The sequence below is a fragment of the Bacillus sp. T-10(2022) genome, from assembly GCF_056502895.1.
Genome location: NZ_CP113518.1, coordinates 170001 through 195289, shown reverse-complemented (window position 1 = coordinate 195289; position 25289 = coordinate 170001). Strand labels below are relative to the sequence as shown.

The 25289-nt window shown below is 41.0% G+C and carries 20 protein-coding genes, 9 tRNA genes and 2 rRNA genes (1 of these 31 only partly in view); 4 read left to right on the top strand and 27 right to left on the bottom strand.

Annotated features, from left to right (window positions below; translation table 11 throughout):
• Window positions 1-158 precede the first annotated feature (158 nt).
• From OSJ91_RS01085 to OSJ91_RS01065, 5 genes are all read right to left on the bottom strand, one after another.
• Window positions 159-2282, bottom strand: a complete 2124-nt coding sequence (locus OSJ91_RS01085) for a heavy metal translocating P-type ATPase (RefSeq protein WP_485890838.1) — start codon at window positions 2280-2282, stop codon at window positions 159-161.
• Window positions 2275-2646 (bottom strand): ArsR/SmtB family transcription factor, encoded by a 372-nt coding sequence (locus OSJ91_RS01080; protein WP_101225672.1) that lies wholly within the window; start codon window positions 2644-2646, stop codon window positions 2275-2277. The genes OSJ91_RS01085 and OSJ91_RS01080 overlap by 8 nt, the downstream gene beginning before the upstream one ends.
• 486 nt (window positions 2647-3132) lie before the next feature.
• Window positions 3133-3333, bottom strand: coding sequence for a cold-shock protein (locus OSJ91_RS01075; RefSeq protein WP_034304915.1), 201 nt, complete (start codon window positions 3331-3333; stop codon window positions 3133-3135).
• Window positions 3334-3654: 321 nt separating this feature from the next.
• Window positions 3655-5349, bottom strand: a complete 1695-nt coding sequence (locus OSJ91_RS01070) for a methyl-accepting chemotaxis protein (protein ID WP_485890837.1) — start codon at window positions 5347-5349, stop codon at window positions 3655-3657.
• 13 nt (window positions 5350-5362) lie between these two features.
• On the bottom strand, window positions 5363-6532 hold the full coding sequence (locus tag OSJ91_RS01065; RefSeq protein ID WP_485890836.1) for an ATP-grasp domain-containing protein: 1170 nt from the start codon (window positions 6530-6532) through the stop codon (window positions 5363-5365).
• Between the two features lie 365 nt (window positions 6533-6897).
• On the opposite strand from OSJ91_RS01065, the gene OSJ91_RS01060 reads away from it, so the two are divergent.
• The 3 genes from OSJ91_RS01060 to OSJ91_RS01050 are packed head-to-tail and all read left to right on the top strand — an operon-like array spanning window position 6898 to window position 10384.
• On the top strand, window positions 6898-8655 hold the full coding sequence (locus tag OSJ91_RS01060) for an ABC transporter ATP-binding protein (RefSeq protein ID WP_485890835.1): 1758 nt from the start codon (window positions 6898-6900) through the stop codon (window positions 8653-8655).
• 23 nt (window positions 8656-8678) lie between these two features.
• Entirely contained in the window at window positions 8679-9353 is a 675-nt protein-coding gene (locus OSJ91_RS01055) for a response regulator (RefSeq protein ID WP_485890834.1), read from the top strand.
• On the top strand, window positions 9350-10384 hold the full coding sequence (locus OSJ91_RS01050) for a sensor histidine kinase (protein WP_485890833.1): 1035 nt from the start codon (window positions 9350-9352) through the stop codon (window positions 10382-10384). The genes OSJ91_RS01055 and OSJ91_RS01050 overlap by 4 nt, the downstream gene beginning before the upstream one ends.
• Before the next feature lie 206 nt (window positions 10385-10590).
• Here the strand turns inward: OSJ91_RS01050 and OSJ91_RS01045 are convergent, their stop codons facing one another.
• The 10 genes from OSJ91_RS01045 to sigW all read right to left on the bottom strand — a co-directional run bounded on the left by OSJ91_RS01045 (window position 10591) and on the right by sigW (window position 21133).
• Complete coding sequence (locus tag OSJ91_RS01045) at window positions 10591-10770, bottom strand: hypothetical protein (RefSeq protein ID WP_485890832.1); 180 nt, start codon at window positions 10768-10770, stop codon at window positions 10591-10593.
• Between the two features lie 143 nt (window positions 10771-10913).
• Window positions 10914-11804 carry a CPBP family intramembrane glutamic endopeptidase gene (locus tag OSJ91_RS01040; RefSeq protein WP_485890831.1) on the bottom strand — a complete coding sequence of 297 codons (891 nt, stop codon included), beginning with the start codon at window positions 11802-11804 and terminating at the stop codon, window positions 10914-10916.
• A 267-nt stretch (window positions 11805-12071) separates the two neighbouring features.
• Window positions 12072-12443, bottom strand: coding sequence for an iron chaperone (locus OSJ91_RS01035; RefSeq protein WP_485890830.1), 372 nt, complete (start codon window positions 12441-12443; stop codon window positions 12072-12074).
• Window positions 12444-12805: 362 nt separating this feature from the next.
• A complete protein-coding gene (locus OSJ91_RS01030) occupies window positions 12806-13255 on the bottom strand; it encodes a hypothetical protein (protein WP_485890829.1) in 450 nt (149 codons plus the stop codon).
• 598 nt (window positions 13256-13853) lie between these two features.
• Window positions 13854-15656: a glutamine--fructose-6-phosphate transaminase (isomerizing) gene (glmS, locus tag OSJ91_RS01025; protein ID WP_350300888.1), complete on the bottom strand. Its 1803-nt coding sequence runs from the start codon at window positions 15654-15656 to the stop codon at window positions 13854-13856.
• A gap of 466 nt (window positions 15657-16122) precedes the next feature.
• A complete protein-coding gene (glmM, locus tag OSJ91_RS01020; protein ID WP_413243076.1) occupies window positions 16123-17472 on the bottom strand; it encodes a phosphoglucosamine mutase in 1350 nt (449 codons plus the stop codon).
• Window positions 17473-17528: 56 nt separating this feature from the next.
• On the bottom strand, window positions 17529-18893 hold the full coding sequence (locus tag OSJ91_RS01015; protein WP_350300886.1) for a CdaR family protein: 1365 nt from the start codon (window positions 18891-18893) through the stop codon (window positions 17529-17531).
• Window positions 18886-19710, bottom strand: coding sequence for a diadenylate cyclase CdaA (gene cdaA, locus OSJ91_RS01010; protein WP_137020543.1), 825 nt, complete (start codon window positions 19708-19710; stop codon window positions 18886-18888). Before cdaA ends, OSJ91_RS01015 begins: the two co-directional genes overlap by 8 nt.
• Window positions 19711-19929: 219 nt before the next feature.
• Window positions 19930-20553: an anti-sigma factor family protein gene (locus OSJ91_RS01005; RefSeq protein WP_350300885.1), complete on the bottom strand. Its 624-nt coding sequence runs from the start codon at window positions 20551-20553 to the stop codon at window positions 19930-19932.
• Window positions 20554-20569: 16 nt separating this feature from the next.
• Window positions 20570-21133, bottom strand: coding sequence for an RNA polymerase sigma factor SigW (gene sigW / locus OSJ91_RS01000; RefSeq protein WP_048685727.1), 564 nt, complete (start codon window positions 21131-21133; stop codon window positions 20570-20572).
• Between the two features lie 172 nt (window positions 21134-21305).
• Between sigW and OSJ91_RS00995 the strand changes: the two genes are divergently transcribed.
• Window positions 21306-21491: a Spo0E family sporulation regulatory protein-aspartic acid phosphatase gene (locus OSJ91_RS00995; protein ID WP_350300884.1), complete on the top strand. Its 186-nt coding sequence runs from the start codon at window positions 21306-21308 to the stop codon at window positions 21489-21491.
• 138 nt (window positions 21492-21629) lie between these two features.
• Here OSJ91_RS00995 and rocF read toward each other — a convergent pair whose 3' ends face one another.
• From rocF to OSJ91_RS00935, 12 genes are all read right to left on the bottom strand, one after another.
• Window positions 21630-22532 carry an arginase gene (gene rocF / locus OSJ91_RS00990; protein ID WP_485890828.1) on the bottom strand — a complete coding sequence of 301 codons (903 nt, stop codon included), beginning with the start codon at window positions 22530-22532 and terminating at the stop codon, window positions 21630-21632.
• Window positions 22533-22740: 208 nt separating this feature from the next.
• Window positions 22741-22816 (bottom strand) — tRNA-Ala (locus OSJ91_RS00985).
• Window positions 22817-22840: 24 nt separating this feature from the next.
• Window positions 22841-22912: transfer RNA gene (locus OSJ91_RS00980), tRNA-Gly, on the bottom strand.
• A 3-nt stretch (window positions 22913-22915) separates the two neighbouring features.
• Window positions 22916-22990: transfer RNA gene (locus OSJ91_RS00975), tRNA-Gln, on the bottom strand.
• Window positions 22991-23094: 104 nt separating this feature from the next.
• Window positions 23095-23178, bottom strand: a tRNA-Tyr gene (locus tag OSJ91_RS00970).
• 18 nt (window positions 23179-23196) lie between these two features.
• Window positions 23197-23272 (bottom strand) — tRNA-Thr (locus OSJ91_RS00965).
• A 15-nt stretch (window positions 23273-23287) separates the two neighbouring features.
• A tRNA-Val gene (locus OSJ91_RS00960) sits at window positions 23288-23363 on the bottom strand.
• 17 nt (window positions 23364-23380) lie between these two features.
• Window positions 23381-23455: transfer RNA gene (locus OSJ91_RS00955), tRNA-Glu, on the bottom strand.
• A gap of 31 nt (window positions 23456-23486) precedes the next feature.
• Window positions 23487-23559, bottom strand: a tRNA-Thr gene (locus OSJ91_RS00950).
• 3 nt (window positions 23560-23562) lie between these two features.
• Window positions 23563-23637, bottom strand: a tRNA-Asn gene (locus OSJ91_RS00945).
• Between the two features lie 45 nt (window positions 23638-23682).
• Window positions 23683-23798, bottom strand: a 5S ribosomal RNA gene (gene rrf, locus OSJ91_RS00940).
• A 74-nt stretch (window positions 23799-23872) separates the two neighbouring features.
• A 23S ribosomal RNA gene (locus OSJ91_RS00935) occupies window positions 23873-25289 on the bottom strand (it continues 1516 nt past the right edge of the window).

The window sequence follows — 25289 nt, the reverse complement described above, 5'->3', positions numbered from 1 at the left end:
CCCTTAGCAAAGTGTTTTCATTGGACCTCCTTTTACTTTCAACAAAAAAATAAGAGGACCGACTACTTTTTTTCAAAGTTTCACATGAAACAATTGGAAAGTTCATAAATAAAAGCTCCCTGGTGCACCTTAAGATGCGCCAGGGAGCCCATATTATTCTATTCTTTCATTCTCAACAACCTAAGGCTGTTCAATGTAACTAATAACGTCGCACCCATGTCGGCAAAAATCGCCATCCAAAGTGTTAACCACCCCGGGGCTATCAATAATAAGGCCAGGATTTTAATCACCAATGAAAACGTGATGTTCTGCTTTATGATTTTTAATGTTTTGCGGCTTAAGCGGATTGTATAAGGAAGCTTCGATAAGTCATCACCCATTAAGGCGATATCGGCAGTTTCAAGGGCCGTATCCGTGCCCGCCCCGCCCATTGCGATTCCTACCGTGGAAGCTGCCAAGGCCGGAGCATCATTGACACCATCGCCTACCATGGCCACTCGATCATATTTTTGTTTCCATCGTTTGATCATGGTCAATTTATCCTGCGGCAATAGCTCCGCCTCAATCTCATGAACGCCAGCTGCCGCTCCAATTGCTTTTGCCGTTCCAATATTATCGCCAGTCAGCATGATCGTTTTTTCAATGCCCAATTCATGCAGTTTCCGAATCGCTTCCTTACTGCTTTCCCTTATTTCATCTGACACTGCGATCAGTGCCAGGAGCTTCACTTGATCACCAAGCACCATCACCGTTTTCCCTGTATTTTGAAAGCCGCTGATTAATTTAAGCACATCATCAGAGAAAACTATACCTGGCTCTTCTACAAAAAGATGGGGTTTACCAATGTAATAGATTTCTTGATTGATTTTCCCTTTTATGCCTTTACCGGTGATCGCAGTAAAATCCTCTACCAATAAAGAATGATAGTCCACATCGTGGTTTTCCGCCTTTTGAAGAATGGCCGTCGCAAGGGGGTGCTGTGATCTGCTTTCTAAAGCAGCAGCGATAGCCAGCACGTCCTGTTCATTCAACACATCAGATAACACCTTGAAATCAGTCACTTCAGGTACGCCCTTTGTTAAAGTACCCGTTTTGTCAAACGCGATCGCCTTTAAGGCTCCCGCTTCCTCCAAATGGACCCCGCCTTTAATCAGCACACCATGTTTCGCAGCATTTCCGATAGCTGTCACGATGGCGATGGGCGTAGAAATGACCAAAGCACAAGGACAGCCGACAACCAGTACAGCCAATCCCCGGTAAATCCAATCACTCCAATCCCCGTTCATCACAATCGGGGGTAATACGGCAATGGCCAAGGCAATGAGCATGATGGCCGGCGTATAGAATTTTGCGAATTTATCCACGAAGGCTTGGGAAGGGGCCTTTTCGGCCTGTGCTTCTTCAACAAGGTGGATGATTTTTGCAATCGTCGTATCCTCGACCCGCTTCGTGACCTCCACTTCGAGCAGCCCTTCACCATTTAAGGTTCCGGCAAACACTTCACCCTCAACCGTTTTAAAAACCGGCTCGGATTCCCCAGTAATGGCTGCTTGATTAAGTGTCGAGGCCCCTTTCATGATCCGGCCATCCATTGCAAGCTTTTGACCCGGTTTAACGATCATGATGTCGCCCACTTCAATCTCATCAACAGCAACCATCATTTCGTGATGCCCTCTCAGGATCAAGGCTTCTTTAGGTGCGATGTTCATTAATGATTCGATGGAATTACGGGCTTTATCCATCGAATATTTTTCCAATGCTTCACTTATCGCAAATAGAATGACGACGGTAGCGCCCTCGCCCCATTCACCAAGCACTGCCGCCCCGATGATGGCAACCGTCATAAGGGTGTGCATATCAAAGCGGAGCCTTACAAGGTTTTTCAAACCATTGATAAATAATGAATATCCTCCAACTATAATTGCAGCCGCATAACCGATTACCGGCATGATGCTTCCATCAGCATATCGATTATCCAATATCCAGCTGACCAGCAATAGGATAACCGAAGACACCACTTTAATATTTTCTTTTTGCTTCCAAAATGGTTCCTTTTGCGTTACCTGTTCCTGTTCACCGCGGATCTTCAGATTATCAAAGGCTCCCGCCTTTTCAATCTCTTCAATGGTCGCGCTGCCCTGTACCGCAATCTTCGACGCACCAAAGTTGATTTTGGCATCATTCACACCCTCTAGTTCACGGACATTGTTCTCAAATTTAGCCGCACAATTCGTGCAGGATAGACCCTGGATACGATATGTTTTCATCGGGGACTCAGCCATCGACCCTTACCTCCTGCTGATGTTCTAACGCAATGAGAATCAATTGCTTTATATGGTGATCATCCAAAGAATAAAAAGCCAACTTTCCTTCTTTTCGGTATTTTACGATTGCGTGTTTATAAAGGGTCCGAAGATGATGTGACGTTGTTGCCATCGAAGCACCAATGATATTGGCCAGATCGCACACACACAATTCCTCGTCCGTACAGAGCGCATAAGCTATCTTCGCCCTATTTTCATCGCCTATAACTTTAAACAGCTTCGACATGCTGGATATATCCACCTGGCCCATTTCTACTTGAATGCGATTAACCTTCACTTCATCATGCAGATGAACATCACATATATCTTTTAGTTCCGTCATCTTCTCACACCTCTCATTCAAATCTTCGTTTGATTATAATATAACACAATTCCCTGAATATTCAAATCTATATTTGAATGTATTGGAATCTTTCCTCCTTCCACCAAGTTAGTGAAAGTGCCCTATATGTCTTTATATGTGGGCCATCGTTTTTTTGTTTCACTTCGGAGTTGCTCCCCTGGAATTTTGCTAAGATGTCCTCTTGCCTATCTTCAGGCGAAAAAAAGAAGGGACATGAATTCCTTCATGTCCCTTCAATTCAATGATTTCAGTAATTACCTATCGATACCATGAAAAGTATAATATATTTAATTTAGTATTTTTTAGAAAAACTATGATATACTTAGTCAAACCTTTTTAAGCGTTTTACTTTACTTGTACCATTTACCCTGCTTATCGTTTAGCAGGGTTTTTTGTTATGTATTTTCACAAAGCAAAAAAAAGACAGACCCTATAACAAGGATCCGTCTTTTTTTGTTATTGAAATTATGCTTTTTGAACGTTAGAAGCTTGAGGTCCGCGTTGACCTTGTTCTACTTCAAAAGTAACTTCTTGGCCTTCGTCTAAAGATTTGAAACCTTCGCTTTGGATAGCTGAGAAATGTACGAATACGTCGTCTCCGTTTTCGCGTTCGATGAATCCAAAACCTTTTTCTGCGTTAAACCATTTTACTTTACCTTGTTCCATTGTTGTTGCCTCCTAGTGCATCTAAGCACAATGTATTACTATCCTTGCTCTAAGTCATCATCGAAAACGAAAAGTAGTACTTTTAGTATCCTTAGTACCGAACAAAAATAATTAAGACTAAGCATAACATTAAATGGTAGCGATTGCAAATGGTTTGGATAAACTTTTTTCCAGCAATTTTTAATACTCTCTCAATTCGATGAAAAAATAAGCTGTAATGAAAGTGACTCTATCTATTACACATGAACTCTTACATGCATTACTCCAAACAAAAACCTCTCGTTATAACGAAAGGTTTTTGTAGATGTTTACATCAAATATTTATTTTTCGGTAATGAACTTTTCGACCATTTCTTCTAAAATTGCCGATTCATTTGCTAAATCTTGATTTTGTTCCTTCAATCCAGTCATTATGGTACTTTGTTGAATGGCAGCGGCCGAGATTTGCTCCGTCGTTGCGACCCCTTCTTCTGAAATCGCCGCAATTTCCTGAATGGATGCCAGGCTTTCATCCGAAGACTCATTGATTTTTTTCGAATGGGCGGCTAATTGTTCTGTTCCTTTCAGCAATTTCTCTACGGATTCAAATATCTTATTGAAAATCTCGCCATTGTTTTCCACTAAGGAAACACCATTTAATATATCCTGAAAACTCTCATCATTATTTTGGATGACTTTGGCTGTTTGTTCATTAATCCGCATAATCGATTCTGAAATGATATCGATGGATTCATCTGTTTGCACAGCCAATTTTTGCACCTCTTGAGCGACTACGGCAAAACCTCTGCCCGCATCTCCCGCCCGTGCCGCTTCAATGGAAGCATTCAGGGATAGCAGGTTCGTTTGAGAAGCAATCACTCTAATTAGACCAATCACTTCATTTATCTTCACTACATCCTCTTCCAGGCTCACCAAATTGGCTTTGTTCGCTTGGCCATTTTCCATGATTTTATCCATCTGGCTCGTTACATCTTGCACTTGCTTACTTCCTTGTTCAGCAAGTGTATTCGTATGCATCGTAAATTCATTCATTTCATTCGTTTGCTCGTTCATCAAACGGATTGTATCAGATAAGTCACTGATCATATTGGAAATTCGGTCAATATGATGTGCACGTTCTTCCGAAGCTTTTGCTTCTTCCGTTGTCCCCGTCACTATCTGGCCATAGGATTCCACCATCTCTTCAAAAGATTGCTGAATGGACACTGTCGTTTGATTCATCGTTTGAGCATGTTCACGGACATTCTGGATAATATGCGCCAAACTTAATCTCATATCTTCAAATCCATTTGACAGATCGCCAATCTCATCCTGTCTACCAACTGGAATCGATTTACTTAAGTCCCCTTTTGCCATTTCATTCGTGTAACCAACAAGTTCATTGACGGGTCCCGAAATCTTTTTCCCGATGACAACGGCGCATAACACACCCAATATAATGGCACTTGCCAGAAATAAGATATTATAGAATATCATTGTGCTTTTCAATTCATCAATGAATTTTGCATCCATATCGATTCCGACAATCGCATCCGTTCCATCGATTGGCGTAAAGTATGACTTGTGTGTACCCCACTTATCTTTATATATTTCACTTAATACATCTTCTTTTCCATTTATCGATTTTGCCTGTTCCGGCGTGAAGGGGGATTCCACCATGTAGTCCTCGCTTCCGTTCAAGGCTACAATCATGTCGGCATCGTTCTCCCGCTTCAAAACATAAACATATTCGATTCCCTTTTTATCTTTAACAAAAGCATCCAACTCCCGCTTAATCTCTTCTCCCCGATCCGAAGCCTTGTTTATCAAAGTGGGATTGAGGCTTGCTGCCAAACTGTGAGCATTTTCAGAAAGACGATCATCGAATTGCGGAAGGACATTCTCATTGATCATTTTATTAGTAATATAGGAAAAGCAAAGGCCCATGGCCCCTGCGAAAAGTACGAAAGGAATAATATAAAACAAGAATAGTTTTGCCAATAGAGATTTTTTAGGATTCAGCTTTGAAAATCTCATTTCCATGCCCCCCTTAGTTGAAAACCAGGTGTTTTATAGTCAAATATGGTATTAAATCCAAATGAAGCAATTGGAGATTTTTATTCAAATCCTCACTTCTATAAAAGATGATGGCCATGCTCCGGTCATTTTGGAAAGGAAGCTGCCTATATTCCAAAACATGTTCGAATTCATGACGAAGTCCTTCATGATCAATACGTGCAACATCTTCCAGATTTATTTCCAGTGGAACCTCTGCAAAGAAAAAACTATATATATGATCGTCCATCTCTTCCAATATCCGATTCCAATCCGGTTTCGTTCCTGAAAAATAGTGTTCATACATATTCATTCCATAGGCATGGTAACCTAGATCCGTTGTACCCGCCCCGGCAAAACGCAAGGGATTGATTTCGATGGGTATCACCCGGTTTCCTTTTTTGCGAATTTCAAAGTGTACCGGGTAATTCCTAAGGGGAAGGACCGTTTGAATATTCCTCATGAACTTTAGTGCATCATGATAGATTTCATTAATGGCCAACTTCGAAGTATAATAAATTCGATCGGAAGTATCGTAATCATCCTTGAATAGTCGTTTAAAGACATTCAAAATGACCGGTTCACCATCTTGATTGTAATAACCATCAATGGCATACTCTTCACCCTGAATCCACTCTTCTATTAAAACGGTCTGGGAACCGATCACCTCTGAATCATATAATCCATCAGAATGAAGTAAATCCGCTTTAAGCTGGTTCACGGCAATATCCCAATCCTGCTCATTCTTGACTTTGTGCACCCCTACACTTGAATAGCCAATATTGGGTTTGATAACTACCGGAAACGGTATTTGATTTTTATCCAAGTCACTTATAATGGATAAATCAATATCTTGGAAATAGAAATCAGGATATAAAGATTTCGTCAAATTTCGTACCTGACTCTTATCCTTCAATAACTTTGACCAAATGTATTCATTACTATTCGGTTGAAAATGACCTAATAATGTTATGCCATTTTCAGAGTTTGTAAGAATCCTTTTGTCCATTTCCATGGACTTGAAAAATTCTGTATCCTTTTGAATGTTTAGCTTTTCTGATGTTAATCTGTCTCCCCATTGCCCTTGTTCCAGCACTGGAATTTGCTTTTCCTCTAACACCTTTAGAAGAATTGGCGACACAATGGACTCATTCAAAATAATCATTTTTTCCACCTAACTTATACTGTTTTTTGTATCTCCATATTTAATCGGTTAAAACAGGTAAGTTTTTAGCTTATATAGGTATTTATTATTAAAAATGAATTAAAAATCAAAATATCACTATATCTTTTTACCTACCCAACCTAGTCTTGAGATCCTTATACATCTCCCTTACCGTTAACCATCGAATATTTAATTTTCTTTTCTTTTCATTAAAAAAAGCCGACACTATTTTAAGTGTCCGCCATATTTTTTCAACTTTACCATTCAGAAAAGGTTCACCAGAATTTTCGTGGAATAACTAAGACTAGTTCATATTCAATTCATAACTTCTTTATATACTTCTCTGTAATGAAAACCAAGAAAGGATGTATTTACATATGTCAGAAGCAAAAAATCAAAAAGGATGGCGCCAGTTCATTCGGTTGGTTCAACAGACGAAGCCTTCTAAACTAATGATAGGGATTGCATTAGCATTAAGCCTAGGTACAACAGGTGTAGGTTTATTGGTCCCTTTATTCACAAAAAATCTAATTAATGATTTTTCAATCAGTTCACTAAGCACTGAACGGATCACACTTCTCGTTCTTGCCATCATTGTTCAAGCGTTGGCCAGTGGATTTTCCATCTATTTATTAAATCGGATCGGTCAATCTGTAGTGGCGGGTATCCGCGATCAACTATGGAAAAAATTACTCGTATTACCCGTGAGTTATTTTGATGAACATCCATCGGGAGAAACAGTCAGCCGAATGACAAATGATACGACTGTAGTGAAGGGATTAATCTCTGAACACCTCTCAAATTTCGTTACTGGAATCATTTCCATCGTAGGCTCCATGATCGTGTTATTCGTACTGGATTGGAAAATGACATTATTGATGTTCACTGCAATTCCACTCTCTGTTTTGATATTAATGCCATTAGGGAAAAAAATGCATAAAATTTCAAAAGGGATGCAGGACGAAACAGCAAGCTTCACCGCAGTCCTTCAGCAGGTGCTAACGGAAATACGCCTTGTTAAAGCTTCGAATGCAGAAGCTTTGGAATATCAAAATGGAAAAAAAGGCATCCATAAATTATTTCAATTCGGATTAAAAGAGGCTAAAATCCAAGCGTTGATTGCGCCGCTAATGAGTTTTGTGATGATGGCATTACTCGTGCTGATTTTAGGTTATGGTGGAATGCGCGTTTCTTCAGGAGCCCTGACAGCTGGAGCTCTAGTTGCATTCATCATGTATCTTTTCCAAATAATCATGCCAATGGCTCAATTAGCCAGTTTCTTTACACAATTCCAAAAAGCAACGGGTGCAACAGAGCGCATCATTTCCATTCTGGATTCAGTGGAGGAAGAAGATGCGAAGCAGCCCATTCAAAATATGAGTCAATCTATCAGCGTGGAGAACCTGAACTATATTTATAATAATGGAAAACAGGTACTTAAAGATATAAGCTTTAACGTTGAAGCCGGAAAGGTCACTGCAATTGTCGGCCCAAGCGGCAGCGGAAAAACGACCCTTTTTTCATTATTCGAGCGTTTCTACAAACCACAGCAAGGGTCAATATCCATAGGCGGGAAATCCATCAATGATTTCACACTGCTTTCATGGAGAAGCCAGATTGGATATGTTTCACAAGAAAGCCCGATTGTATCAGGTACAATTCGAGATAATATTTGTTATGGCATCGAACGGGATATAACGGATGAGGAATTAAATCAAGTGGCTAAAATGGCGTATGCAGATCAGTTCATTTCTGATCTGCCGAACGGATATGATACAGAGGTTGGTGAAAGGGGCATGAAATTATCAGGCGGTCAAAGACAAAGAATCGCGATCGCTCGTGCATTTTTAAGAAACCCCAAAATATTAATGCTTGATGAAGCTACCTCCAGCCTAGACAGCAAATCAGAAAAAGTGGTTCAACAGGCATTGAATGATTTAATGAAAGGCCGAACAACAATAGTCATCGCCCACCGCCTATCGACCGTTATCGGTTCAGATCAAATCATCTTCCTTGAAAAAGGGAAAATAACAGGCAGCGGAACACATAAAGAGCTGTATAATACGCACTCACTATATCGCGAATTTGCCCAACAGCAGTTGCACAAACTTGAACTGGCCTAATTCACCGAAAGGAAAGAAGAAGGATGACAAAAATATTGATAGTCGATGATGATGCTCATATTCGCGAACTTATAAACCTGTTGTTAAGAAAAGAAGGATTCGATTTATATGAAGCCTCAGATGGACTGCAAGCATTGAAAGTAATGGAGAAAGTGAAAATCGATTTGGCAGTCATCGACATTATGATGCCCAACATGGATGGATGGCAATTATGCAAGGAGTTACGGGAATTTAGTGATATCCCCATTTTAATGCTGACTGCAAAAGGGGAAACAACACAGAAAGTAAAAGGTTTCGGGCTTGGGGCAGATGATTATCTTGTAAAGCCATTTGAACCGATCGAATTGGTTCTGAGAATAAAGGCATTACTAAAACGCTATAAAATTACTATTTCACAAACATTAAATATCGGCGAATTAAAGATGAATCGCAACACACATGAAATTTCATTCAAAGAACAGGAATATACGATTCCCTTAAAAGAATTCGAATTGTTGTTTAAATTAGCAAGCTATCCTGGAAAAACTTTTTCCAGGGAAAATCTTATCGAAGACATTTGGGGCTATGATTATGAAGGTGATGAACGAACTGTCGATGTTCATATTAAAAGAGTGAGGGAACGGTTTCCTGAATCGGATTTCCCTTTCCGGATTAAAACGATCTGGGGATTGGGCTACCGTTTGGAGATAACGAGATGAGAAGCAATCGATTTTTCAAACAAATGCTTGGCACACTGTTTTTTATTGCATATATTTCCATATGTTTTTCCGCCGGTTATTATATCATTGAACTATTGCCCTTAAGATTAACCGATTATGTTCGGTTTCTGGCCACTATCATGACAAGCATCGCAATCATGATATCCATCGGTTATCTTATCCGCGCTATCCATCACAATAAACGGGTAAATATTTACCTCGAGATCATAGATGCCTTAAGGAAAATAGCAAATGGCGATTATAATGTACAATTGGATTTTAAAACGGGCAAGAAAAACGAAATGACGGATATCATTAACCACTTCAATCACATGGCCAAGCAATTGAAGCAAATGGAAGAAATGCGGCAAGAATTCATCTCTAACGTCTCACACGAAATACAGTCGCCCCTTACCTCCATTGTAGGATTTGCCCAGGCTCTTCAATTTAATAAGCTGACAACCGAAGAACGAAATCATTATCTTAATATAATTGAGACAGAAAGCCGGAGATTATCTAAATTAAGTGATAACCTTCTAAAGCTTACATCCCTTGAATCCGACCATCATCCTTTTGAAAGGACCGATTTCCGGCTCGATCAGCAAATACGAACCATTATTTTGGCTTGTGAACCCGCTTGGTTGGAAAAAGAACTCGAATTGGATATATTGTTAGAAAAGGTTCCAATAGTTGCAGACCAGGATTTAATGAGCCAAGTATGGACAAATTTAATACACAATAGTATCAAGTTCACCCGCCATCGCGGAAAGATCACGATTCGATTACAACAGATTGATAGCATGGCATCCATAACGATATCCGACAATGGAATTGGCATTTCCGAAACCGACCAGTTCCATATATTCGAGCGATTCTATAAAGCTGACCTGGCAAGGGAACGCTCAAAAAGCGGCAGCGGTTTAGGTCTATCGATCGTTAAAAAGATTATAGAGATGCATGAAGGGACCATATCCTTGAAAAGCGAACCTGAAAAGGGAACTACTTTTACGATTCTGCTTCCTATTTCATAAAAACCAGCTGACTTGTCAGCTGGTTTAAATCTGTTTGTAGTTATTGTTGCTTCAGATTAATATCCGACCACATTTTTGGCCTTCCGTAGAATTAAAATGAAAGCTAAATAAAATCACCTATCCTGGATAGCTTTTTGAGGAATTAAAATTTGAACGTTACTTTCCACTTTGTTTTAAGATGAGTTCGAGGCCAACCTTCCATTAATTTACATTTCAGAAAACCAAGCATTTCGAAGTACGGCAATTCCTTTTTCTATCTCTTCTTCTGAAAGTCCGCCAAAACCGATCATCACCAATGAAGGCTCCGTATTAGAATTACTTCCTGAGACGGTGGCAGTTTTTACAGGCATGATAGGAGAGTTTGATGTTTTTGTATAAAGGTTCACAAATAAAGCCCTTTAATAAATATCTTAAAGTAGTTTGGTTGCAATATTTTTTATATCTTCACTTTATCAAAAATCAATAGCAATTTTGGAACTCCTTGTGCTACTTTTGAGCTATAAAAGAGATTTATTTATGAAAGTAGTCCTCAGGGATTGGCGGCATATTTAACCTTTATAATATATATTGTCAGGAAAAGAACATACATCAAAAACAACAAAATAATATATCTATCAAAGAATTTAACTTTTTCACTTTGAAATTGATTATTTTTTCTTACTTTTATAAATAAGAAAGTTAATATAGATAGAAAAAGTATTAAACCAGTTATGGTGGTAATTGGAGACACCATTACCTTAAAATAAGTTACAGTAACCTTTTCCGGGAAATGCATGATGATCCTCATTATTTCATTCACTAAAAAGTGAAAAAAGATAGCCGGAACGATACTTCCAGTATAGATGGTTAATAGTGCAAGAGAAATACCCATTACAAATGCAAAAACCAAATTTCCCACCGTCATATGATAAATGCTAAAAATAAGAGCACTTAAAATTATGGCCGATTTTATGTTCATTCTCTGATATTGTTTTAATAATATACCCCTAAAAAGAATTTCTTCACTAATCGCCACTGAAAAGCCAATCATGATAATGCTGCAAAAACTTATGTTTTTACTACTCTCCATAAGTGTACCAACAATTTTATCAGCAGTAAGCCATTCGCCCGTTAGTAGATAATATTGGGTCCTACCAAAAAACACAGTTAGCATGTGAGTTATACTACCCATTAAAATACCAAGAAGAATATATTTTACATGTACCTTTTTAAGCTGAATGCTAGATAAGGTTATTTTTTTCTTTTTTAAGAAAAGAAAAAGAACATAGATAATAACCAGTTTACTTATAAAGAAAAATAATTGTTTGTTTATTTGCAAAAAAAGTTCTTGTAATATAAGTTGTGCAAAAGGAAAAATAATCATAATTAGTATTGTTATATATAATATTAAGCGATGTGCTTGCTTAATATCAGTATCCATTCTTACCCCTTTGTTATACGATAATTTCAAAGAAGCCCTTTTTTAGAATAAAGGTTTGTATTTGCACTTTTTTCAACTTATTTTATCCCCCTTTAATAAATATCTTAAAGTAGTTTGGATGTGATATTTGTATATCTCGATTTTATCAAAAACAAAAAGCACAAGGAGTTCCAAATTTGGAACTCCTTGTGCTTTTTTTGAATTTAAAAACCCCGAATAATGGACACTTTAATAGAGGGTCAACTCACCCTTAATAATCAGTTTTTTTTATTTCCGCCAAAAAGTTGAACAGTCTGCCTTATCAAAAATATTAAACTCGATCATTTTTTCAAGTAATGAGTAATCAACCGGATTATCCCACTTGATACGTACCAACTGCTTGGTGTGATCATAGCCAGCCTGCACGATTTCATCAGAGAAATGATCGATCCCTGCCTTTTCAGGGGCAACAGCCAAATGATGTTTGGCTACGCTAAAGCCAATGATATATGAGTCATGATCGGTAAACATAGGCTGGTTCCACGCAATTTTCGGCATTAGATTTGGAAATTTCTTAGTTACCCAAGCCAAGACTTCTTCCGTTCGTTGCCTATGTTGCAGGTTATCAATATTCGCTAAAAATTCTGCAAAAACTTCCATGTCATTCTCTCCTAAATTAAAAAAATTTTATGAAGTCTTCATTTTCAACAATGCACCATAGGAAGATCTTTAACTTTGCTCTAATGAATGCCGTGATTCCCTACCGATGGATGTAATAGATTGCATTAAACAACTTTATTGTCACTGCACATCGTTTCCTATTCCTTAGCCTGCTTTAATCCACTTATCAACTTGAGAGGTTCTCGTTATTTTAGACATAAAAATACCCCTTTGGCTAATCATAGCCAAAGGGGTAAAGCTTCGCAACTTTTTATAAACAGTTAATCTTTATTTAGATCTACTTAACAAGTCGGGTACTGATTGGATATTTGGCATCCGTTCGTTGAGGAAAAAATCCTGTATTATCGTACCTCTACGACAAAAGTATAAGAGGAGTCTCCATTTGACCATTTAGCGTTCATTTCAATTACATACTTTCCTTTTTCCGACGGTAAGGTTATGTTGTGTTGATTCAAAGGTAATTCTTCGCCACGTTTTTCTTCTTCCCATAAATAAGCCTGTAATTGTGGTTGGGAGCCATCATTAAACTCTACATTTGCAACTGAACTCTGTTCAACTATTTCCGCTTTCATATCTTCAGCAATTTGAAAGGGTGCAGCAGCATCGGCGATAACCGTCTTATTGGAGAGGAAACTCTTTTTTTCCCACTGATAAGTACCTCTAGCTGTTTCGATATTTACATCGTTTATTTTCACTTTCGCTTCTGGTGGTTCTTCTTTGGTTTCATTTGAACAACCTCCTACTATAAGTAAGAGCAGCATCAATATAGCGAATAATTTCTTAACTTTCACATTAATCCCACCTTTTTTTGTTAGACGTTAACTATGTATAAAAGTTACATGCTTACTTCTAACTATTTGGGTTCACTTCAAATAGGTGGTCTCTTCTATTTGTTTTAAACAACAATAAGATTAACAATCCTATCCAAAAGTAAATTAATACTGTATCTCGAAATAAAAAGGATATATTTAAAAAGACCAGCCTGATATCCAGGCTGGTCTTTTGGTTTATTCGTAACATGAATTTTTTTAATTACCAATCTTGTTAAAACAGGACTACCACAGGAAGAACAGTTGCTGAAGTAACAGAATAGCAGCTACCAGAAGCTAGATTCATACTGCACACTCCTGTTTCAGGGAGATCCAACTGTAACTCTTTTGCACCTTCAACATCCTCTGTAAGGTAATCCACAACATCAATATTTGTTGGAGTCCTCGGGCTGAGTTAGTTATTTATCCGCTAAAATAAAAAAGTATTATATATAAAAAAAGAAGCATAGGATATAACCCTATGCTTCTAGTGCTTAATCTTTATATCGGGTACCCAACTTTGTTGTTCAGTACCCGACTTTGTTGTCTTTTAACAAACATACATTGCATTCATTCCAACTTACTCAACCGTTACACTTTTCGCAAGATTACGCGGTTTATCCACGTCACATTCGCGATGCAAGGCTGCGTAGTAAGCAATGAGCTGCAGCGGGATAACAGAGATAAGGGGTGTTAATAGTTCATTCACTTCCGGGATGACGAAACGGTCATCCTCTTCTTCAAGCCCCTTCATGGAAATGATGCAAGGGTTGGCGCCTCGGGCAACCACTTCCTTCACATTACCACGGATGCTTAGGTTGACGCCTGCTTGCGTAGCAAGAGCTATGACAGGAGTACCTTCTTCAATCAAGGCGATCGTTCCATGTTTAAGCTCTCCGCCAGCAAAGCCTTCAGCCTGGATGTATGAAATTTCCTTCAGCTTAAGGGCCCCTTCAAGCACTACATAGTAGTCAAGGGAACGGCCGATGAAGAAACAGTTTCTCGTAACGGACAAATATTCACGGGCGATTTCTTCCATCTCTTCTTTCGAATCACATAGGGCTTCCATTGCCGTCGCTACGATTCCAAGCTCTTTTACAAGGTCGAAACCATACTCCATGTTACGGAATTGGCCAGTTACATTTGCCAAGATTGATAAGACTGCCACTTGAGCTGTGTAGGCCTTTGTAGAGGCAACGGCAATTTCAGGGCCAGCATGCAGCAAGAGCGTATAATCCGCTTCACGTGACAATGTAGAGCCAGGTACGTTCGTGATGGTCAGGGCTTTATGACCAAGCGCTTTGATGGACACTAATACGGCACGGCTATCTGCAGTTTCACCACTTTGTGAAATGAAGATGAATAACGGTTTTTTCGATAATAACGGCATATTGTAAGTGAATTCCGATGCCACATGTACCTCAACCGGAATTTCAGTCATTTTTTCGATGAATTGCTTACCAATCAACCCTGCATGATAGCTGGTTCCGCAAGCAATGATATAAATACGGTCAGCCTCACTTACGGCTTCAGTAATGTTATAATCGATTGCAAGTTTACCTTCTTCATTTTGGTAAGCTTGAATGATTTTACGTATGACAGCTGGCTGCTCGTCGACTTCCTTGAGCATATAGTGAGGATACGTACCTTTTTCAATATCACTTGCATCCAGTTCAGCAGTGTATGGAGCACGCATGACTTCTTCGTTGGAAAGGTTCTTGATCGTTACCTTTTCATTTGTCACGATAACCATTTCCTTATCCATCAGTTCAAGGAATTGATCTGTGACTTGCAGCATAGCCATTGCATCCGAAGCGACAACGTTAAAGTCTTTTCCGACGCCGATCAGCAGCGGGCTTTTATTTTTTGCGACTAAGATGGTTTCATCATTTTCAGCATCCAATAGGGCAATTGCATATGAACCCTCTAATAGTGTGAGTGTTTGACGGAACGCCTCTTCCACTTCCGTGCCCTCGTTCACGAACTTTTCTATCAGTTGAACGATGACTTCCGTATCCGTTTCACTTTTAAAGGCAACATCCTTCAAATATTCACGTTTTAGAATCGCATAGTTTTCAATGACCCCATTATGAACTAAAGTCAATCGACCTGAATTACTTTGGTGAGGATGGGCATTTTCACGGCTTGGCACACCATGGGTGGCCCAGCGCGTATGTCCAATTCCGGTATGTGCCAGAGTATTTTCATCCACGGCTGCTCGTAAGTCCGCGATCCTTCCCTTTTCCTTAAAGATTGTCACGCCTGCTTCATTTCTCACAGCAATCCCTGAAGAGTCATAACCGCGATATTCAAGTTTTTCAAGACCTTTTAATAAAATTTCCTTTGCATCGTTAAGTCCAATATATCCAACAATTCCACACATAATTTCTGTTCCTCCAACCGATTCGAGGGAACAGGAATGCACGGGGGCATCCCTGCCCCCTCATCTCTGATATATATTTTTATAAAGGAAATGCCCTAAAGCACTTTTTCCCATTGTGCATTTCCAACCCTTTGTGCAGTAAGTTGCCCTACTGTTTTAAGATTGGAATTATTGCGGCTGTGCACTTCAGCCGGGAGGTATCCGCCGATCATTCGATAAACCTCCTCCTCGTCAACTAAGCCATTTCTCGTCCAGACTTAGTTCAGGCGCTTTTGTGAATCTGTTTCTCCTTGCCTACCCTCCTTTTTAAAACAACCATTTTCTAGAAAATGAGTTGTAAATCAGGATAATCATACCTTAAACAAGGGACATAGGTCAATTCTTTATTACCAAGACCTGCGAAAAAGAACTTCTTTATAAAAATATGCATAAAAGGAAATTTCGTTCCTTTTATGCATAGGATTGGTTATTCGTTTATTCCCATTTCCGCTCTTACAACTGCGACGATCCGATCCACATAATTAGTGCATTCCTCAACTGTCGGTGCTTCAGCCATAACACGGACTAGCGGTTCAGTACCGGATGGTCTCACCAAAATACGGCCATTTCCGTTCATTTCCCCTTCAACAGCCTTGATGACTTCCTGTACCTTTTCATTATCGGTTACAGCGTGTTTATCGGTAACTCTGACATTGATCAGCGTTTGTGGATATTTCTTCATCTCGCCAGCAAGCTCCGATAAGGTTTTTTGGGTTTCGCTCATGATGTTCACAAGCTGTAAGCCCGTCAATAAGCCATCACCTGTCGTGTTATAGTCCAGGAAGATGATATGTCCGGATTGTTCACCGCCAAGGTTATAGCCGCCTTTTCGCATCTCCTCGACCACATAGCGGTCCCCCACTGCCGTCTGGGCGCTTTGTATGCCATGCTCTTCAAGACCTTTATAAAAACCAAGGTTGCTCATGATCGTAGAAACCACTGTTCCCTGTTTCAGACGGTTATTTTCCTTCAAGTATTTCGCACAGATATACATGATTTGGTCGCCGTCCACTATATTTCCTTTTTCATCTATGGCAATGACACGGTCGCCGTCACCATCGAAAGCAAGTCCAACATCCGCACCTTTTTCTTTTAAGAATTCAGCAAGTGCTTCAGGGTGGGTGGAACCTACCTTATCATTAATGTTCAAGCCATTGGGTGATGCCCCCATTGTAGAGATGTCTGCATCAAGATCTGCAAACAGATGCATGGCCAAGGCAGATGTCGCCCCATGTGCACAATCAAGAGCAACATGAATGCCTGTAAAGTCTTCATCCACTGATTGTTTCAAGTACTGGAGATACTTTTGCCCTCCTTCGAAATAATCGTTCAAATGGCCTAAATCTCCGCCAACCGGGCGTGGAAGTTCATCCTTTTCCATATCTAATAGTGCTTCAATTTCCGCTTCTTGATCATCGGATAACTTAAACCCATCCGGTCCAAAGAATTTAATGCCATTATCCGCTACCGGATTATGCGAAGCGGAAATCATGACACCTGCTTCAGCACTTAAGGCCTTTGTTAAATAGGCAACTCCCGGTGTCGAAATGACCCCAAGGCGCATCACTTCAGCCCCAATGGATAAAAGACCGGCAACAAGCGCACCTTCCAGCATTTCACCTGAAATACGAGTATCGCGCCCTATCAGCACTTTGGGTTTTTCTGTATTTCTAGTAAGGACATAACCACCAAAACGGCCTAGTTTAAATGCCAACTCCGGTGTTAATTCGCTATTCGCTATACCCCTTACTCCGTCTGTTCCAAAATATTTACCCATCTTTATCGCTCCTTCTTCAAATCGTTACTGAATTAAATGATGATGTTAAAGCAAGGTCATGTCTCTTCGTCTTTTTGTGTGATGGTGACCGAAATCGTTTCAGAATCCAGTTCCCATTCCATTCCCTTAGGCACTGATACCGCCAAATCCACATCATGCGTACCTTCATCTAAATTACTCACATCTACTGTAAGATTAATGTCGTCTTTAGTTATTTTCTTCAAATCATCCGCCTCACCAAGCAAAGTGATGCTAGTTACATCGGATTCCAATTCGGCATCTTGGTCATCCTGTATGCCCACAGGCACAATTTGTATATTGTTGAAAGTTTTAGACTCAATGGCAGCCGTTTCATCTTTTTCTTTTTCTGCTTCTTCTTCGACTACTTGCTCTTCTTGTTTTTGTTCAGTATCAGGTTCTTCCTCTTCTACGACTGGCTCTGCACTCTCTTCATCCACATCAACTTTCTCGGTGCGAATCTTGACCTTTGCCTTACCCAAGGACATTTTTTGTACACTTTCCGGTTTATTAAGATCGAGTTCCAGTTCTGTATCACCATCGATTTTCGAGATATTTACAGGAAGATTTATTTCGTCTATTTTCTCCAGGTCCGATTCCGAACCGAATAAGGTGACCTCTTCTGGGTCGACACTCATACTTGTGATCCTGATGCCATCCTTTGCCTTGCCAGTTTGCTTCGGTTCTATCGAAACCGTCTTGGAAGGAATGCTCACTTTTAAAGAAACGGCAACTGAAGATGGCTCGATCGTGACATCCAGCTTATTCAAGTCCCTGTCCAGGGCTTTAACGGTTGCCTTGGCGTTCACCGTTTCGCTAAGTCCCTTACTTATTTCAAGGTTTGCCTTTACATACGAAATTTGTTCAATCGCACCTTTAGCACCCGTTATTTTGACAGTTTTCGGGCTGACTGTTGGCTGACCAGCAGTATATCCCTCTTCAAGTAATGAGCTATTATACTCGGCTTCAACGGAGAATTCCTTCGTCACCCGTTCCTGAACGTTGACTTCGGCATATTCCGGATCGATCGTCGCCACTAACTTTTCATTCAACTCACTTATTTTAAATGTGACAGTTCTGTCCCCCATTGAGATTGCAGGATCAGAAAGGTCTACATACACTTTAAAGTCCCTTTGGTTTTTCGCATTTATCAAGAGGCTTTTTGCTCCCTTAAGCGTAACATCAACCGTCTCAGGCACTCCGCTCACCACTAGATTTTCACGGTCATAGTAAACTTCAACCGGTACATTTTCGATGGTCTCCGTACTGATTTCAGGCGCTGTCGATAAACCAAGCGATTTTTTATCCGACTCCATCTCAAAGTTAATGGAAATGAACAAAAGTGCTGCCAATGCAAAAGCTACGATTCTCATAAACCAAGCGCTATTGGTGAATTTATCCATTCTTTTTCCCCCTCCAGTTAAAGATGCTTGAGGAAGTTGATTTGATGTTTTCCACTACCAGTTCACTTGTAAGCATGGCCTTAAATGATTCTTGATTCAAATCCCGGTAAAGTTCCCCGTTTTTAGTGACGGATATCCCTCCCGTTTCTTCTGAAACGACAATCGTAAGACTATCCGTAACTTCACTCATGCCTATGGCTGCCCTATGCCGTGTGCCAAGCTCCTTTGAAATAAATGGACTCTCTGATAATGGCAAATAGCATGCTGCAGCCGCCACCTGGTTATTTTGTAAAATAACTGCGCCATCATGGAGCGGCGTATTAGGGATGAAGATATTAATGAGCAATTCTGAAGAAATATATGATTTTAGGGGTATCCCCGTTTCAACATAATCCCCAAGCTCCGTACCTTTTTCTATCGTAATCAAGGCTCCAATACGCCTTTTTGCCATATAGGTGGACGCCTTTAGGATTTCTTCAACTAAACGCTCTTGCTGATTCTCTTCTGGAACGGTGCCCCTTGCAAAGAGCTTCCCGCGTCCTAATTGTTCAAGTGCCCTTCTCAGTTCAGGTTGAAAAATGACGAGAATCGCCAATACTCCCCAATTCATGACTTGTGCCATTAACCATCCGAGTGTATTGAAACCAAACAGGTTGCTTAAGCTTTTTACAATGACAATTACAAAAATTCCTTTTAGCAGCTGAATAGCCTTCGTGCCTCGAATAATAGTTAACAATTTATATATCACAAACCATACAAGGAGAATATCAATGAAATTTACTACATAGTCCCAAACAGTCAAATTGGTTAAAGACATGTTGTTTCCTCCAGTCAGTATTACTCCAAATACCAATTACAATCTTTATACAATAACCTTAATAGTATACCATCTTTTAAATGATACATCTAAAAACTAGTGTGAGAAATTTACATAGGAAAAACGAATCATGAAAAATGGTTCCCCTTTTCTTTAAAAAATAAAGCTGAGCGAAGTCACCGTAAATGAAAAACGGTGCCCCCTCCCAGCTTCTATTCCTTATTCCTTTTTCTCCTCTTTAGCAGGAACCAACGAGGTTGCAGTGTCCTTTACTTTATACCACATCCACTCAAAAGCTTGGTCAATAACATGGATGCTCCCAGTCACATTCCCTGCTTTAGACATATATTTATGCCCATTTATGACTGTTACATCTCCCTCTACTTCACCATCTATTTGAATGTTACCATTTTGAACTACCACATTTCCCTTGATTGTCTCACCCTCAGGCACAATCACCGTTTCACCATCGACCACTAAGTTAGGCTGCTTTGATACTGAAAAATGTTCGTCCTGATTATAAGTGGAAAAAACAGATCCTGTCATCAATATGATGAACATCGCTGCCGCTGTCATGAAAGGATGGCTTTTGAACCAACGTTTGGCACCTGTTGTTTTCGTTTCCTTTGGCAATTGAGCCATAACCTTTGCTGTAAAGTCATCCGGGGCCTTTATATGGGAAGTGCTTTGTACAAGAGCGACCGCCTTTTTCATTTCATGAAAGTAATCCCGGCATTCAGCACAGTCATGCAAGTGCTCCCGTAAAACTTCTTTATGCTCCGGTTTGATGTCCTCATCTAAATAATCATGCATATATTCAATGATTTCCTCATGGCAGTTCATTTTTCTCACCTTCTTTTTATAAATGGCGCAGTTGTTTACGCAAGGCTTCCCGACCGCGATGTATCCTCGTCTTAACCGTACCGACCGGCAAATCGAGTATTTCACTGATTTCCTTTAATGATAACTCTTCAATATACTTCAATACGATTACCGATCGGTATTTCTCGGGCAATTTCATTATTTCCACTTGAATCGTTTCCTGCAGTTCTAAAGATTCCACTTCTTCCTCGGGTTTCGCCATATCCGATGCAATTTGGGAATACATATTCAATCCCTCTGTTCCTGCCACCTCTGCATCCAGATAGTAGTCCGGTTTTTTCTTGCGAAGCCGGTCAATACAAAGATTGGTCGCAATCCGATATAACCATGTAGAAAATTTCATAGTTATATTGAAACTCCGAATATTCACGTAGGCCCTTACAAAGGCCTCTTGTGCCAAATCTTCTGCTTCTTGCCTGTTTCCGAGCATCCTGAAACATATTTGGAAAACTTTGTCCTTGTAAATTTCGACAATTTCCCCAAATGCATTATGGTCTCCCTTTAATACTTGATTAATTCTCTCTTTAATGAGTGCATCCATTTTCCGGTATTACCCCCGCTCATGCGGCTATACGATTACTACGAATCGTAAGCTAAAAGGTTTCAAAAATTTAATACATTAATTTTAACAAAGTTTTACATTTTATGTTTAAGAAAAAAAAAACAGGGCTATATAGTAAGAAATTGTAAAATCCAAGGGAGTGATTCTCTATATGACTGCTGAACAAATTTTAGACCATATTGAACAATACAGACAGAAGATGATGTTTTTGGCTTCCCATTCTTCGATGGTGGATAATGAGGTTGTTGAAGTTAGCAGCAAACTGGATTCTTTAATCATCCAATACATCCATTTAACTAAAAATGGAGATCTCACAGACAGACGTGCTCTCAAGTGAATACGGATATACGATTGCAACCATCTATCTATAACTCTGTTCCTGTTACATACACCCTGGAAAATAAACCTACGTCTTCTAGCATATAAAAAACAGTAACCCATTACAAGCCGGTTACTGTTTCTTTTATTTTTCCAGTTATAATAATTTTTCTCCAAATAGCGAACCCATTAGGGCCACGGCAACGATCGCCGTCTTATTTCGCTCATCTAAAATGGGATTCACCTCTACGAATTCAGCTGATGTAATCAAGTTGGATTCCGCAAGCATTTCCATGGCCAAATGACTTTCCCGATAGCTTATACCACCAATCACCGGTGTCCCCACTCCGGGTGCATCTGCTGGGTCAACTCCATCCAAATCCAATGAAAGGTGGACGCCATCCGTTCTTTCCCTTAGGTAATCAATGCATTCTTCCATGACCCGTGTCATTCCCAAACGGTCAATCTCATGCATCGTGAATACCTTAATCCCTTTCTCACGAATAAGTTCTTTTTCCCCTTCATCCAATGACCTTGCCCCAATTATTACGATGTTTTCCGGTTTCACTTTTGGAGCAAAACCATGGATATTGATTAGGTCCGGATGTCCAAGCCCGATACTGACAGCCAGGGGCATACCGTGTATATTCCCGGATGGTGAAGTATCTTCCGTATTTAAATCCCCGTGTGCGTCGTACCAAATCACACCTAATTTTTCATAGTGCTTTGCGACTCCTGCCAATGTACCTATGGCTATCGAATGGTCTCCTCCCAATATAAGTGGAAAGGAGCCTCCTTCTATTATTTCATCAACCTTTGTGGCAAGCAGGGTGTTACCCTTTGCTACAAGCTGTAAGTTTTTTAGATTTGTCCCAGGCTCATCTGCATTTTCAGGACGCCCCACAATTATATCCCCTAAATCCTCTACTTCTATTTTCAACCTTTCAAGCCGCTCGACAATCTCTGCGCAGCGAATGGCACTAGGTCCCATATCAACCCCCCGCCTTGCTTGACCAAGGTCCATAGGCAACCCGATGACGGAAATTTTCTGAATAGACATACAATTCCCCCTTTCCACCATTTTATATCGTATATGCCGATTGGTTCAACTCGACATTTCCATGTATAAAGATGCACGTTTTCCTATCACATATGTTTTTGGTGAAAAAAGATCTTTCTTGCGAATAGTATACCCAACTATGCCTTAAACAAAAAAAAGTCTTAAACCATTTTTGGCTTAAGACGTAAGTTTTGGTGTATGTAGTTGATGGTGGAGCCTAGCGGGATCGAACCGCTGACCTCCTGCGTGCAAGGCAGGCGCTCTCCCAGCTGAGCTAAGGCCCCTAAGGGATATGATGAAATATATTAAGCGGAAGACGGGATTCGAACCCGCGACCCCAACCTTGGCAAGGTTGTATTCTACCACTGAACTACTTCCGCAAATGGCTGGGCTAGAAGGGATCGAACCTTCGCATGACGGAATCAAAATCCGTTGCCTTACCGCTTGGCTATAGCCCAATATATGATATGCAATGATTAATATTCAACAAAATAAAAAGGTGGTAATCATATAATTCCCCAATAAAGAGAATATATAACTGATCCACAGGATTTTATTAAAATGGTGGAGGGGGGCAGATTCGAACTGCCGAACCCAAAGGAGCGGATTTACAGTCCGCCGCGTTTAGCCACTTCGCTACCCCTCCGCAATATATGGTTGTAGATGGTGCCGGCAAGAGGACTTGAACCCCCAACCTACTGATTACAAGTCAGTTGCTCTACCAGTTGAGCTACACCGGCAAGTAAAGAATAAAATGGTGGAGGATGACGGGATCGAACCGCCGACCCTCTGCTTGTAAGGCAGATGCTCTCCCAGCTGAGCTAATCCTCCGGATTAATGATTTAAAATGGTGACCCGTACGGGATTCGAACCCGTGTTACCGCCGTGAAAGGGCGGTGTCTTAACCGCTTGACCAACGGGCCGAACTGTTTTGTGTTCATAGATAGATTGGGAAGCTCCCAAGCGGATTCGAACCGCTGACCTCTTCCTTACCATGGAAGTGCTCTACCTACTGAGCTATGGAAGCATATGGCTCCGCAGGTAGGACTCGAACCTACGACCGTTCGGTTAACAGCCGAATGCTCTACCACTGAGCTACTGCGGAATAATATAATGTTTCCTAAAACCCATTTAAAGATTTAAATGAACAGCCTGGCAACATCCTACTCTCACAGGGGGAAACCCCCAACTACCATCGGCGCTGAAGAACTTAACTTCCGTGTTCGGAATGGGTACGGGTGTGACCTCTTCGCCATCATTGCCAGACTATATTCATTTTTGAAGAATTTTCATTCCTTCAAAACTAGATAATAAGAAGGTATTTCATTTTTTAAAAAGCGTTGGTTAAGTCCTCGATCTATTAGTATCAGTCAGCTCCACATGTCACCATGCTTCCACCTCTGACCTATCAACCTGATCATCTTTCAGGGATCTTACTAGCTTGCGCCATGGGAAATCTCATCTTGAGGGGGGCTTCATGCTTAGATGCTTTCAGCACTTATCCCGTCCGCACGTAGCTACCCAGCTATGCCTTTGGCAAGACAACTGGTACACCAGCGGTGCGTCCATCCCGGTCCTCTCGTACTAAGGACAGCTCCTCTCAAATTTCCTGCGCCCGCGACGGATAGGGACCGAACTGTCTCACGACGTTCTGAACCCAGCTCGCGTACCGCTTTAATGGGCGAACAGCCCAACCCTTGGGACCGACTACAGCCCCAGGATGCGATGAGCCGACATCGAGGTGCCAAACCTCCCCGTCGATGTGGACTCTTGGGGGAGATAAGCCTGTTATCCCCGGGGTAGCTTTTATCCGTTGAGCGATGGCCCTTCCATGCGGAACCACCGGATCACTAAGCCCGACTTTCGTCCCTGCTCGACTTGTAGGTCTCGCAGTCAAGCTCCCTTGTGCCTTTACACTCTACGAATGATTTCCAACCATTCTGAGGGAACCTTTGGGCGCCTCCGTTACTCTTTAGGAGGCGACCGCCCCAGTCAAACTGCCCACCTGACACTGTCTCCCACCCCGATAAGGGGCGCGGGTTAGAATTTCAATACAGCCAGGGTAGTATCCCACCAACGCCTCCACCGAAGCTGGCGCTCCGGCTTCTCAGGCTCCTACCTATCCTGTACAAGCTGTACCAAAATTCAATATCAGGCTGCAGTAAAGCTCCACGGGGTCTTTCCGTCCTGTCGCGGGTAACCTGCATCTTCACAGGTACTATAATTTCACCGAGTCTCTCGTTGAGACAGTGCCCAGATCGTTACACCTTTCGTGCGGGTCGGAACTTACCCGACAAGGAATTTCGCTACCTTAGGACCGTTATAGTTACGGCCGCCGTTTACTGGGGCTTCGGTTCAAAGCTTCGCTTGCGCTAACCTCTCCCCTTAACCTTCCAGCACCGGGCAGGTGTCAGCCCCTATACTTCGCCTTGCGGCTTCGCAGAGACCTGTGTTTTTGCTAAACAGTCGCCTGGGCCTATTCACTGCGGCTTTTCTGGGCTATTCACCCTAAAAAGCACCCCTTCTCCCGAAGTTACGGGGTCATTTTGCCGAGTTCCTTAACGAGAGTTCTCTCGCACACCTTAGGATTCTCTCCTCGCCTACCTGTGTCGGTTTGCGGTACGGGCACCTTACATCTCACTAGAGGCTTTTCTTGGCAGCGTGGAATCAGGAACTTCGGTACTATATTTCCCTCGCCATCACAGCTCCGCCTTAATGGAAACGGGATTTGCCTCGTTTCCGGCCTAACTGCTTGGA

Bases quoted from the DNA above. Each gene is read 5' to 3' on its own strand.
- rocF (WP_485890828.1), bottom strand. From the start codon at position 22,532: ATGTCTATTCAGAAAATTTCCGTCATCGGGTTGCCTATGGACCTTGGT.
- OSJ91_RS01055 (WP_485890834.1), top strand. From the start codon at position 8,679: ATGACAAAAATATTGATAGTCGATGATGATGCTCATATTCGCGAACTT.
- OSJ91_RS01065 (WP_485890836.1), bottom strand. From the start codon at position 6,532: ATGATTATTTTGAATGAGTCCATTGTGTCGCCAATTCTTCTAAAGGTG.
- OSJ91_RS01005 (WP_350300885.1), bottom strand. From the start codon at position 20,553: ATGAACTGCCATGAGGAAATCATTGAATATATGCATGATTATTTAGAT.
- OSJ91_RS01085 (WP_485890838.1), bottom strand. From the start codon at position 2,282: ATGGCTGAGTCCCCGATGAAAACATATCGTATCCAGGGTCTATCCTGC.
- OSJ91_RS01050 (WP_485890833.1), top strand. From the start codon at position 9,350: ATGAGAAGCAATCGATTTTTCAAACAAATGCTTGGCACACTGTTTTTT.
- OSJ91_RS01070 (WP_485890837.1), bottom strand. From the start codon at position 5,349: ATGAGATTTTCAAAGCTGAATCCTAAAAAATCTCTATTGGCAAAACTA.
- OSJ91_RS00995 (WP_350300884.1), top strand. From the start codon at position 21,306: ATGACTGCTGAACAAATTTTAGACCATATTGAACAATACAGACAGAAG.
- glmS (WP_350300888.1), bottom strand. From the start codon at position 15,656: ATGTGTGGAATTGTTGGATATATTGGACTTAACGATGCAAAGGAAATT.
- OSJ91_RS01040 (WP_485890831.1), bottom strand. From the start codon at position 11,804: ATGGATACTGATATTAAGCAAGCACATCGCTTAATATTATATATAACA.
- OSJ91_RS01080 (WP_101225672.1), bottom strand. From the start codon at position 2,646: ATGACGGAACTAAAAGATATATGTGATGTTCATCTGCATGATGAAGTG.
- sigW (WP_048685727.1), bottom strand. From the start codon at position 21,133: ATGGATGCACTCATTAAAGAGAGAATTAATCAAGTATTAAAGGGAGAC.
- cdaA (WP_137020543.1), bottom strand. From the start codon at position 19,710: ATGTCTTTAACCAATTTGACTGTTTGGGACTATGTAGTAAATTTCATT.
- OSJ91_RS01035 (WP_485890830.1), bottom strand. From the start codon at position 12,443: ATGGAAGTTTTTGCAGAATTTTTAGCGAATATTGATAACCTGCAACAT.
- OSJ91_RS01060 (WP_485890835.1), top strand. From the start codon at position 6,898: ATGTATTTACATATGTCAGAAGCAAAAAATCAAAAAGGATGGCGCCAG.
- glmM (WP_413243076.1), bottom strand. From the start codon at position 17,472: ATGGGTAAATATTTTGGAACAGACGGAGTAAGGGGTATAGCGAATAGC.
- OSJ91_RS01015 (WP_350300886.1), bottom strand. From the start codon at position 18,893: ATGGATAAATTCACCAATAGCGCTTGGTTTATGAGAATCGTAGCTTTT.
- OSJ91_RS01075 (WP_034304915.1), bottom strand. From the start codon at position 3,333: ATGGAACAAGGTAAAGTAAAATGGTTTAACGCAGAAAAAGGTTTTGGA.